11 protein-coding genes and 1 pseudogene are annotated in these 10,466 nt (G+C 66.6%); 4 read left to right on the top strand and 8 right to left on the bottom strand.

The window, feature by feature from the left end; translation table 11 throughout:
• The 3 genes from QOJ24_RS26695 to QOJ24_RS26685 form a co-directional block, all read right to left on the bottom strand.
• The coding region (locus tag QOJ24_RS26695; protein ID WP_526266598.1) for an NAD(P)H-dependent flavin oxidoreductase at positions 1–359 on the bottom strand (359 nt) is incomplete at its 3' end.
• Positions 356–1,108: a 3-hydroxyacyl-CoA dehydrogenase gene (locus QOJ24_RS26690; RefSeq protein ID WP_526266597.1), complete on the bottom strand. Its 753-nt coding sequence runs from the start codon at positions 1,106–1,108 to the stop codon at positions 356–358. The genes QOJ24_RS26695 and QOJ24_RS26690, both read right to left, overlap by 4 nt.
• Before the next feature lie 142 nt (positions 1,109–1,250).
• A complete protein-coding gene (locus QOJ24_RS26685; protein ID WP_526266595.1) occupies positions 1,251–2,342 on the bottom strand; it encodes a CaiB/BaiF CoA transferase family protein in 1,092 nt (363 codons plus the stop codon).
• 120 nt (positions 2,343–2,462) lie between these two features.
• Here QOJ24_RS26685 and QOJ24_RS26680 point away from each other — a divergent pair, with 120 nt between their 5' ends.
• Complete coding sequence (locus tag QOJ24_RS26680) at positions 2,463–3,275, top strand: enoyl-CoA hydratase/isomerase family protein (RefSeq protein ID WP_526266593.1); 813 nt, start codon at positions 2,463–2,465, stop codon at positions 3,273–3,275.
• A 62-nt stretch (positions 3,276–3,337) separates the two neighbouring features.
• The gene (gene tet(V), locus QOJ24_RS26675) at positions 3,338–4,624 is read left to right on the top strand and encodes a tetracycline efflux MFS transporter Tet(V) (RefSeq protein ID WP_526266592.1); all 1,287 of its coding nucleotides are present in this window, start codon (positions 3,338–3,340) and stop codon (positions 4,622–4,624) included.
• Here the strand turns inward: tet(V) and QOJ24_RS26670 are convergent.
• The 4 genes from QOJ24_RS26670 to QOJ24_RS26655 form a co-directional block, all read right to left on the bottom strand.
• Positions 4,621–5,358 (bottom strand): CPBP family intramembrane glutamic endopeptidase, encoded by a 738-nt coding sequence (locus tag QOJ24_RS26670; RefSeq protein WP_526266590.1) that lies wholly within the window; start codon positions 5,356–5,358, stop codon positions 4,621–4,623. The genes tet(V) and QOJ24_RS26670 overlap by 4 nt on opposite strands.
• Positions 5,355–6,491, bottom strand: coding sequence for an NAD(P)H-binding protein (locus tag QOJ24_RS26665; protein WP_526266588.1), 1,137 nt, complete (start codon positions 6,489–6,491; stop codon positions 5,355–5,357). Before QOJ24_RS26665 ends, QOJ24_RS26670 begins: the two co-directional genes overlap by 4 nt.
• A gap of 51 nt (positions 6,492–6,542) precedes the next feature.
• Complete coding sequence (locus tag QOJ24_RS26660) at positions 6,543–7,076, bottom strand: gamma carbonic anhydrase family protein (protein WP_526266586.1); 534 nt, start codon at positions 7,074–7,076, stop codon at positions 6,543–6,545.
• Between the two features lie 61 nt (positions 7,077–7,137).
• Positions 7,138–8,094, bottom strand: coding sequence for a GlxA family transcriptional regulator (locus tag QOJ24_RS26655; RefSeq protein WP_526266585.1), 957 nt, complete (start codon positions 8,092–8,094; stop codon positions 7,138–7,140).
• 81 nt (positions 8,095–8,175) lie between these two features.
• On the opposite strand from QOJ24_RS26655, the gene QOJ24_RS26650 reads away from it, so the two are divergent.
• Both QOJ24_RS26650 and QOJ24_RS26645 read left to right on the top strand, forming a co-directional pair.
• Positions 8,176–9,456, top strand: a complete 1,281-nt coding sequence (locus tag QOJ24_RS26650; RefSeq protein ID WP_526266583.1) for an MFS transporter — start codon at positions 8,176–8,178, stop codon at positions 9,454–9,456.
• Positions 9,457–9,536: 80 nt separating this feature from the next.
• Entirely contained in the window at positions 9,537–10,259 is a 723-nt protein-coding gene (locus tag QOJ24_RS26645) for a fasciclin domain-containing protein (RefSeq protein WP_526266581.1), read from the top strand.
• 15 nt (positions 10,260–10,274) lie between these two features.
• Here the strand turns inward: QOJ24_RS26645 and QOJ24_RS26640 are convergent.
• Positions 10,275–10,466, bottom strand: a pseudogene (locus tag QOJ24_RS26640) (enoyl-CoA hydratase); the annotation flags it as partial.

Genomic DNA, 10,466 nt, shown 5'->3' with positions numbered 1-10,466 from the left:
ACCTTGATGCCGTTGTCATGGAACATCGGCAGGTGCGGCGCTGGGTTCGAGCCCGCGGTTTCGACGATCTTGATGCCCGCGTCGACGATCACCTGCCGGTACTCGTCATACGGCGGCGGGTTGATGGTCGGCAGGATCGTCAGGTTCACGCCGAACGGCTTGTCGGTCAGATCGCGACAGTTGGCGATCTCGCGGGCCAGATCGGCGGGCGTCGGCTGCGTCAGCGCGGTGATGAAACCCAGCGCACCGGAGTTCGCCACCGCTGCAACGAGTTCGGCGCGGCCGACCCACTGCATACCACCCTGCACCACGGGGTGCTCGACCCCGAATGTCTCGGTGAACTTCGTCCTGATCGTCATCGCGGCGCCATCCTGATCGCACCGTCCAGCCGGATTACCTCGCCGTTGAGCATCGGGTTCTCCACGATGTGCACGGCAAGCGCGCCGTACTCGTCGGGGTCACCCAGACGGGCGGGGTGGGGCACCTGCTTACCGAGTGAGGCCTGCGCCTCCTCCGGGAGCGAGCCAAGTAGCGGGGTCTTGAACAGACCAGGCGCGATGGTGACGACGCGGATCAGATCGCGGGACAGGTCGCGGGCGATCGGCAGGGTCATGCCGACGACGCCGCCCTTGGATGCCGAGTACGCGGCCTGGCCGACCTGGCCCTCGAATGCCGCGACGGACGCGGTGTTGACGATGACGCCACGCTCGCCGTTGATCGGTTCGGTCTTGGCGATGCGCTCAGCGGCAAGCCGCAGCACGTTGAAGGTGCCGATCAGGTTGACCTCGATGACCTTCTTGAACCCGTCGAGGGGGAACGGGCCGTCCTTGCCCAGCGTCTTGATCGCATTGCCGATGCCCGCGCAATTGACGTTGATGCGCAGCGGACCCATCTTCTCGGCGGCGTCCAGCGCCGCGGTGACCGCGTCGGGATCGGTCACGTTGGTCTCGACGAACTGGGCGCGGCCGCCGAGTTCGGCCACTGCGTCGCCACCCCTGAGGTCGATGACGACCACCGATGCGCCCCTGTCCAGCAGGCGCTTGGTGGTCGCGAGGCCGAGGCCGGAGGCACCTCCGGTGACGACGGCTACGGCGTCTTTGATCTCCACTTAATGCGTTCCTTTCATTTGAAGCGAGCGGGTCGCTGTTGCTCGGGCGAGCAGACGCAAATGTCCCGTTAGTGCGGCGTGTCGCGGCACTTTTGCGCTCCCCTACTTACGTGTGGGCCCAGCTCGGCGAAGAAGTTCGTACCTATTTCCAGTCGCGTAGAACGGATTCGATGTCCGTGCCCGGCTCGCCGAGCGGCTTCGGGGTGGGCGGCGCACTGCGGGAGAACCTCGGCGCGGGTGACGGCAGCAGCACGTCGCCGTCGTGATAGAACGTGTCGCGTTCGGTGTTGTGCGGTTCGTTCAGCACCTCGGCGAAGGAGAGGACGGGCGTGGCGCACGCGTCGCCGTCGGCGAACACCTTGGCCCAGTGATCGCGGTCGGCCGAGGCGAACACCTCGGCGAAGCGGGCGCGCAGTTCCGGCCATCGGCTGACGTCCTGCTGGGCAGGCAGATCCTCGCCATCGAGGCCGAGACCCTTGAGCAACTCCGCGTAGAACTGCGGTTCGATCGAACCGATCGACATGTAGCGACCGTCGGCGCACTCGTAGGTGTCGTAGTACGGCGCCCCGCTGTCGAGCATGTTGGTGCCGCGTTCGTCAGACCAGAGTCCGCCCGCCCGCATCCCCCACATCATCGCCATCAGGATGTTGGAGCCGTCGACCATCGCCGCGTCCACCACCTGACCCTTGCCTGATGTCTGCCGCTCCCACAATGCAGCGAGGATGCCGACGATCAGGAACATCGAGCCGCCGCCGAAGTCGCCGGTCAGGTTGAGCGGCGGCACCGGACGACCGTCCTTGTGACCGATGGAGTGCAGCAGGCCGTTGAGCGAGATGTAGTTGATGTCGTGACCGGCCTGCTGGCTGCGCGGACCGGTTTGTCCCCAACCGGTCATCCGTGCGTACACCAGCCGTTCGTTGACCTTGGCGCAGTCGTCGGGGCCTAGGCCCAGCCGCTCAGTGACACCTGGCCGGTAGCCCTCGATCAGAACGTCGGCCTTGGCGATCATCGCCAGCACCTGGTCGCGACCCTCGTCGGATTTCAGGTTGGCCGCGACCGCACGCCGGTTGCGGTTCAACGCTTCGTGGCTGCCCTTCGGCACTCCCCCGGTGCCGCCCGGGCGCTCGACGCGTACGACGTCGGCGCCGAGGTCGGCGAGGATCATCGCCGCGTGCGGCCCGGGGCCGATGCCGGCCAGTTCGACGATTCGCAATCCCTGCAGTGGTCCCGCCATTGAGAACCCGCCTCCCGTAGTTGACCGCGACATAGCTTACTTGTATAACCAAGTGGACCATTCGTCGGCTCGATAGGACCTCGTGCTCCTCTCGTCCGCGCCCGAATCTAAGGTTCAACCATGACTTCCATCGACGCCGGCACCGGATCGTATGTGAGCGTCGACGGCCTGGGGGTGAGTCTCGGCGACGGCGTGCTGTCGCTGACGCTGAACCGGCCGGACAGCCTCAACTCGTTGACCGCGACGATGCTCAACGGCGTCGCGGACGCGCTGGACAAGGCGGCCGTCGACCCACAGGTCAAGGTCGTCCGACTGGCCGGTGCGGGCCGTGGGTTCAGTTCGGGCGCGGGGATCAGCGCGGACGACCAGTCGAAGAAGGCCGGCGGGTTGACGGTGCTGGACGCGGCGAATCGCGCGGTCCGCTCGATCGTCGCGTGTCCGCGCCCTGTGGTCTCGGTGGTACAGGGGCCCGCCGCAGGAGTCGGCGCATCGCTCGCGTTGGCTTGCGACATCGTAATCGCCTCGGACAAGGGCTATTTCATGCTCGCCTTCACCAAAATCGGCCTGATGCCCGACGGCGGCGCTTCGGCACTCGTCGCTGCGGCCGTCGGCCGGATCCGGGCGATGCGGATGGCACTGCTCGCGGACAAGATCCACGCCGACGAGGCATTCCAGGCGGGCCTGGTGACCGCTGTTTACCCGGCCGACGAGCTCGCCGCGCAAGTGGACAAGGTGATCGCGACGCTGGTGCGCGGACCGGTGATTGCGTTGGCGAAGACCAAGGACGCCATCAACGCGACGACGCTGACCGAACTCGAAGGCGCACTCGAGCGCGAACACACCGGACAGGCTGCGCTGCTGCGGGGCACCGACTACCGCGAGGGCATCAAAGCCTTCCAGGAACGACGCGCGGCCAGCTTCACCGACTCGTAAACGACAAGGCCAGCGCGAAATTCGGTGGACGCGGCCACGGTCGGTCCGCCACGATCGACGTCATGAGCACGCAAATCGACATCGAGAAGCCGGTAGCCGACGCCGGCCGATGGCGGGTGCTCGCACCGTTCCGGTCACGCGAGTACCGCCTGCTGATCACCGCTGTGTCGCTGTCGATCTTCGCCGACGGCATGTTCGCGGTGGTGTTGGCCCTTCAGGTGATCGAGCTCGACAACAACCCCGTGTCATTGTCGATCGTGACGACGTGCTGGGGCGCGGCGTTCGTCGCCTTCGTTCTGGTGGGCGGGATCACGGCGGACCGGATCAAACAGCGCACGATCATCATTGGCACCGAGTCCGTCAACGTGATCGCGTCGTCGGCCATCGCGGTCCTGGGCCTGGCCGGTTCGCTGCAGGTCTGGCATCTCGCGGTGGCCTCAGCGGCGATGGGCGCCGCGGCTGCGTTCTTCTTTCCCGCGTACAGCGCGATCCTGCCGAGAATTCTGCCCGCCGACCAACTTCTGGCGGCCAACGGCGTCGAAGGCGTTGTGCGCCCGGTTTTTCAGCGCGCTGTCGGCCCTGCGGTCGCCGGTATCGTGGTCGGCCTGTCGTTCCCTGCGTTGGGCGCCACCACCGTCGCGGTGTTGTTCACGATTGGTCTCGTGTTGCTGATTGCCACCCGGCTGACGCCGAAAACGCTTGTCGCAGAGCCTGATCGCGAGCGACCGCACGTGCTGCGTGATCTGCACGACGGCTTCAGCTTCATGCTGCGTACGGCGTGGCTGCTGTGGACGCTGCTGTTTGCGAGCATGTTCGTGCTGGTGGTGTTGGGGCCGATCGAGGTGCTGCTTCCGTTCATCGCCAAGGACCGGTTCCACGACGGCGCCAAGACGTACGGCTTCATCCTGGCGTTCTTCGGGATGGGCAGCGCGCTCGGCGCGCTCGGGGTGTCATCCAGACGCCTGCCTCGTCGCTACCTGTCGGTGATGATGGCGATGTGGAGCATCGGCTCCGTGCCGCTGGTGATCGTCGGCTTCACATCGTCGTTCCCGCTGATGGCCCTGGCAACGTTCGTCATCGGCGTCACCGACGGTGCGGGCATGGTCATCTGGGGCACGCTGCTGCAGCGGCGGGTGCCGACGGAGATGCTCGGTCGGGTGTCGAGCCTGGACTTCTTCGTCTCGCTGGCATTCATGCCGGTGTCGTTCGCGATCGTCGGCCCGCTTTCGAAGGTCGTCTCGATGGAGACGATCTTCCTGGTGGCTGGTCTCGCACCGGTGGCGTTCGCCGCCGTCGCGATGTTCGCCGCTCGGATGCGAAGCGACGAACTGGCGTACCCGTTGCGTTAGACGCCGAACACCGGCGGCAGTACGACCACCATGATCAGGCCCCACACCATGTGGGTGAGGATCGGTGCGAGCACTCCGCCGGTGGCTCGGCGCTCGAAGGCGCATACCGCTCCGAGAATAATCGCGGCGAAGGTGAGCATCGGGTTGAGCGTCGAGACACCGATGGCCAGGGTGTATACGATCGTGGAAATGAGTGCCGGATGGTGCTTTTCGAGCGCCGAGTACAGCGCGCCACGGAAGAAGATCTCCTCTGCCAGTCCGTTGATGACGGTGATGAACACGATCAGCGGCAGGCTGCCCTGTGTCGCGAACTCGAGTACCGCGGCGGTGTAGTCCCGCAGCGCGGGAACCTCACGGGCGATCAGCCCGCCCAGGATGAACACGCCGCCGAGCGCCAGACCGATGACCGTGCCGCTGATGACCGGGCGTTGGTTGCGGCCGAAGAAACGCACGTGTCCGAGATGTATCGGACGCGCAAGCAGCGCACCGAACGCCCATACTCCCGCCAGCGCCAGCGTGAGTCCGTAGAACGAGCTGTCGCCGGGATCGCGGCCCAGTGAATAGCCGAGCAGCGTCGCGCCGATCACCACGATGATCGCAACCGCGATGCGACGTCGCCGCACGACTGCGGGCGGCTCGTGAACGGGGACAGCGACTCTGGTGAAGTTGTCCCTCACCTCCTGGAGAAACGGAGGATGCGTCGCGGGGGACTCGGTCGTAGTCGGTTCTGTCATCCCAAGTGTGCCTTCGGTGTGAGGTTGATCAGGGTGTCCAGGCCCGTCCGCAACGCTGCGGCGACGGGTCCGGGGAGTTCGTTGATGAGCCCGAGGAGCGGTCGGGCGATCGGCGGCGTGACCGATCTCGCCAGCCGGCGGATGCGCAGGGTGTCCCCGCCGGCCCACACCGGGTCGGTGTCAGCGAGATGATGAGGGTCGGCAAGTTCGTTGACAGGAAACGCGCGGCCATTCGGCAACGACCGTTTGATCGCATCGTCGATGCCAAGGAGACCACCCGGCGGGTCGTCCACCAGCTCGCGCAGGCCATCAGAGGCGCGCATCGGATGATCAAGTGACTCAACCAAATCGGCGGCAAGTCCACCGGGCACCGGCAGCACGGCGGCGGTCAGCATCGATGCCAAGCCGGTATCCACTCCACGGATCGGCACACTAACCCGCCGCTGTCCCGTCGCGCGGCCATATGCGGCCAACAGGTCGCGGTAGGTGGTGGTTTCCGGACCGGAGATGTCGTAGGCACCCGCGGGCACCCGGTCTGCGTCGGCGGCGATCGTCAGGTAGTAGAGAACGTCGGCGATGGAGATCGGGTCCATCGGGTTGTTCATCCACTCCGTCGAGGGAATCACCACGAAGCGGTCGCCGACGTAGCGCAGCATCTCGAATGAGGTGGAACCCGCGCCGATGATCATCGCGGCGCCCAGCCAGACCACCTCGGGTCCACCGTCAATGGTCAACGCTTCCGCGACCTCGGCCCGGCTGGTCAAGTGCTCGGACAGATCGCCTTCCTCCGGCACGAAACCGCCGAGGTAGACGACGCGGCCAACGCCGACCTCCTTGGCGGCCTCGGCGACATTGGTCGCGGCCGCGTTGTCGGCGTCACGAAAGTCGGGCTGACCGATGCCGTGCACCAGGTAGTAGACGACGTCGACCGGCTTCGCTTCGGCGAACGCCGCCCGGGCCGACACCGGATCGTGTGCGTCCATTGCGACGGCCGTCACGTCACCGCTCCAGCCGAAATCGGCCAGCCGATCGACGTTGCGAGACGTGGCGACGACATCGTGGCCCTGGGACAGTAATTCGGTGACGAGCCGGGAGCCGACGTAGCCGGTGGCCCCGGTGACCAGTATTCGCATTGCTTTCACCGTACGTTCTTACCCGCGCACGGCCGAAGGGAACCGGAACGGTCAGCCGGTCGCAGTGCGGTGCAGATCGATCAACCGCTGGTAAGCCTCGGCGTTGTAGCGGTTGTTGGCGATCTCGGCGTCGCTGAGTTCGCGCCGAACAGCGCCAGGCACACCGGTGACGAGCGATCGCGGCGGCACCACGGCGCCACCGAGCACCAGCGCGGAGGCGGCGATCAAGGAGCCCTTGCCGATGCATGCGCCGTTGAGGATGACGGCGCCCATGCCGATGAGGACGTCGTCTTCGACCTCGCAGCCGTGCAGCACGGCGTTGTGGCCGACGCTGACACCTGCGCCGATCTTGACGGGGAACTCCGGGTCGACATGGATGGTCACGCCGTCCTGGATGTTGGTGCCGAACCCGATCTCGATGGGTTCCGCCTCGGCACGCAGCGTCGCGCCGTACCAGACGCTGGCCCTGGCGGCGAGGCTGACCTGGCCGATCAGGCTCGCATTCGGCGCGACCCAGCTCTCGGCGTGCATTTCGGGCGCACGTCCGCGAATGGACACGATCAGCGGCTCAGCCATGCGCGCCATCGTAGGCACTTGGAGCCGCGCCGGCGGCGACATCAACCCCGGCGCCGACCCACGGCACGAGTTACACCCCTTGGTACACCTTGCGATAGCTCGACGGGGACATGCCCATGCCGCGGCGCAGGTGATGTCGCAGATTGCCGCCGGTGCCAAGGCCAGAAAGCCTGGCGATTTCGTCGATCGGCAGATCGCGGGACTCGAGTAGCTCGCGGGCGCGGTCGACGCGCCTGCTCCTGATCCAGGCACCCGGCGACTCTCCGGTCTCCTCTTGGAACCGCCGGTTGAAGGTGCGGGCGCTCATCTTCGCGTGCCGGGCCAGCCGCTGCACCGTCAATTCGCCATCGAGATGTTCCAGCGCCCACTCGCGCGTCGTCGCGGTCGAATGGTGGTCCTGCATTGGCACGTGGCGTTCGATGAACTGCGCCTGACCACCTTCCCGCCACGGCGGCACCACGCAGTACCTGGCGACGGCGTTGGCCACCTGTGCGCCGTGGTCACGTCGAATGATGTGCAGGCACAAGTCGATCCCGGCGGCGAGTCCGGCGGACGTCAGGATGTCTCCGTCATCGACAAACAAGACGTTCTCGTCGACAAGCACCTCGGGATGCATGCGCCGCATCGCGTCGGCGAACTTCCAGTGGGTGGTCGCGGGCCGGCCGTCGAGCAGACCGGCCGCGGCGAGAACGAACGCGCCGGTGCAGATCGACACCAGCCGGGTGCCGGGCCGGATCAGTGCCAACGCGGCGGAAACCTCTGCCGAGAGCAGGCCGTCGATGCGGGCGGACGGGTACCGCGTTCCGGGGATGACGACGGTGTCGGCAACGGCAAGCGCGTCGACCCCCGCGCCGGGCACGATGTCGAATCCCGACGTCGCAGCGACCGGGCCATCGGTCAGCCCGCAGGTGGCCACCTCGTAGAGCGCATTGCCGTCGGCATCGGTGGCACTCGAGAACAAGGTCGGCGCGATCGTGGCGTCGAAGCCGACCACGGGTGGCAGGAGCAGGACGGCAACACGGTGCATGGGTCCAGTTTGGCATGTTTTTAATGACTGTTGTCATTCTTGCCACTATCCGTGGGGCGGCCCGTCGGACACAGTGTTCTGGTGACGCTCGCCGCCGCTGACAAACGCACGCACCTCAGCCGGATCCACTGGGCCTGGGTGGTGGCCGCCGTGAGCTTCGTCGCGATCCTCGGCGCCGCGGGGTTCCGCTCGGTCCCCGGGGTGATGATGACGCCGCTACACCACGAGTTCGGCTGGTCACATGGCGTGGTGGGGCTGGCGATGTCGGTCAACATGACGCTGTTCGGCCTGACGGCACCGTTCGCGGCCGCCTTGATGGATCGGTTCGGCGTGCGGCCCGTTCTCTCGGTCGCGTTGACGCTCATCGCAACCGGATCGGCACTCAGCGTCTTCATGACCACCAGTTGGCAGCTGGTGCTGTTGTGGGGCGTTCTGGTGGGTGTCGGCACCGGCTCGATCTCGATGGGCTTCGTCGCGACGGTGGCCACCCGGTGGTTCGAAGCGCGACGCGGTCTTGTCACCGGCGTGCTCACCGCGGCGAGCGCGACGGGTCAGCTGATCTTCCTGCCGGTGGTCGCGCAGGTCACCGAGCACCACGGGTGGCGCTGGGCGTCCCTCATCGTCGCCGCGGCGGCCCTCGCCGTTGTCCCTGTGGTCCTGGTGTTCATGCGCAACTACCCGCAGGACAAGGGCTTGACCGCCTACGGCGCCACCGAAGCGGCCGAGCCCGCCGCGGTGCCCGCCTCGAGTTTCCGCACCGCGTTCGACGGGCTGCTGCTCGGCGCGAAGGTGCCCGCGTTCTGGCTTTTGGCCGCCAGCTTCGCGATCTGCGGCATGACGACCAACGGCCTGATCGGGACGCACTTCATTCCCGCGGCCAACGACCACGGCATGCCGACGACCGTGGCGGCGGGTCTGCTGGCCACCATCGGCATCCTCGACGTCGCCGGCACGGTGTTCTCCGGCTGGCTCACCGACCGCGTCGACCCGCGACTGCTGCTGGTCGTCTACTACACCGGCCGCGGCGTGTCTCTGCTGTTGCTGCCGTCGCTGCTCTCCCCGCATGCCGAACCCAGCACCTGGGTGTTCGTCATCTTCTACGGCCTGGACTGGGTGGCCACCGTCCCGCCGACGATCGTGCTGTGCCGCAATTACTTCGGCGCGAGTACGCCAGTGGTGTTCGGTTGGGTCTTCGCGTCGCACCAACTCGGCGCCGCGGTCGCCGCCGCCGGAGCCGGCAAACTTCGCGATTTGCAGGGCGATTACGACCTTGCGTTCTACCTCGCCGCAGGCCTTTGTATCATCGCCGCGGCGCTGTGTGGGAATGTTCGCAAAGCGCAGGTCAGCACCCCCGCGACATGACTTTTTGGTGATCCTGACTTTGGCAATGACTGCTCAGTGCACCTAACATGCGTAACGACTGACGAGCTGAGGAGCCGATAGTGAAGACTCGCACCAGCAAGGCAACGGGCGCGGCGGCGGCGATCGTCGCGATCGCGGCATCGATACCGCTTGCAATCAACGCGTACGCCGACCCGGAAACGCCGCAGCCCGCTGTGGAGATCCCCGACCCGCAGGGCAACTGCGATCCGTTCAAGGCCGCAGTGCCCAACTGGAAGGCGCTGAACGACGAGCCGGTCGGCAAGGCGCTGGCCAGCATCCCTGACATCAGCACCTTCAACTCGGCGGTGTCCGGCGGGTTGAACCCGGCCGTCAACATCACCTCGGTGCTGGACAACGGCCCGTATGTGGTGTTCGCGCCGACCAACGACGCATTCGCCGCGCTCGAGCCCAGCCAGCTCGAGGCCCTCAAGACCGATCCGGCCGCGCTGACCAAGCTGGACTATTACCATGTGTTCCTCGGCCTGCTGGGCCCCGAAGACGTGCACGGGCAGCGCCCCACTCAGGAGGGCGCCGACATCAAGACCGAGGGCAAGAACGGCGACATCAAGGTCAACGGCACCGCCAAGGTGATCTGCGGTGGCATTCAGGCCGAGAACGCGCGCATCTACATCATCGACACGGTGCTGGATCCCGCGAATCCGCCCGAGCCGCTGACCCCGACCGTGAGCGGCTCGTCGTCGACAACGACCACCACGACGACCACGACGTCGGCGCTGCCGAACGCCGAGGTGGTCCCCGGTGCCGAGGCGCCCGCCGGATAACTCCGTTCGACGCGCCTACTTCGCCTTCCAGACAGGTTGGCGCTTCTCGGCGAACGCCAGCGGTCCTTCCCTGGCGTCCTCCGAGCGGATCAACGTCCCGATCTCGCGCATGGTCCTGCCCCAGCCGGGCTCGTCGCCGGCGATAACGCCCTCGTCGACGCCCATCGCCACCCGCTTGCTGGCCCACACGGCCAGCGGTGCGTTGAC

The organism is Mycobacterium sp. (assembly GCF_032159775.1).
GTDB lineage: Bacteria > Actinomycetota > Actinomycetes > Mycobacteriales > Mycobacteriaceae > Mycobacterium.
The sequence above is the reverse complement of the archived record's forward strand: the minus strand, read 5'-3'. Positions and strand labels throughout refer to the sequence as shown.

Excerpts from the sequence above, each read along its gene's own strand:
- QOJ24_RS26665 (WP_526266588.1), bottom strand. The coding sequence starts at position 6,491 with ATGCGAATACTGGTCACCGGGGCCACCGGCTACGTCGGCTCCCGGCTC.
- QOJ24_RS26685 (WP_526266595.1), bottom strand. The coding sequence starts at position 2,342 with ATGGCGGGACCACTGCAGGGATTGCGAATCGTCGAACTGGCCGGCATC.
- QOJ24_RS26680 (WP_526266593.1), top strand. The coding sequence starts at position 2,463 with ATGACTTCCATCGACGCCGGCACCGGATCGTATGTGAGCGTCGACGGC.
- QOJ24_RS26660 (WP_526266586.1), bottom strand. The coding sequence starts at position 7,076 with ATGGCGCGCATGGCTGAGCCGCTGATCGTGTCCATTCGCGGACGTGCG.
- QOJ24_RS26670 (WP_526266590.1), bottom strand. The coding sequence starts at position 5,358 with ATGACAGAACCGACTACGACCGAGTCCCCCGCGACGCATCCTCCGTTT.
- QOJ24_RS26655 (WP_526266585.1), bottom strand. The coding sequence starts at position 8,094 with ATGCACCGTGTTGCCGTCCTGCTCCTGCCACCCGTGGTCGGCTTCGAC.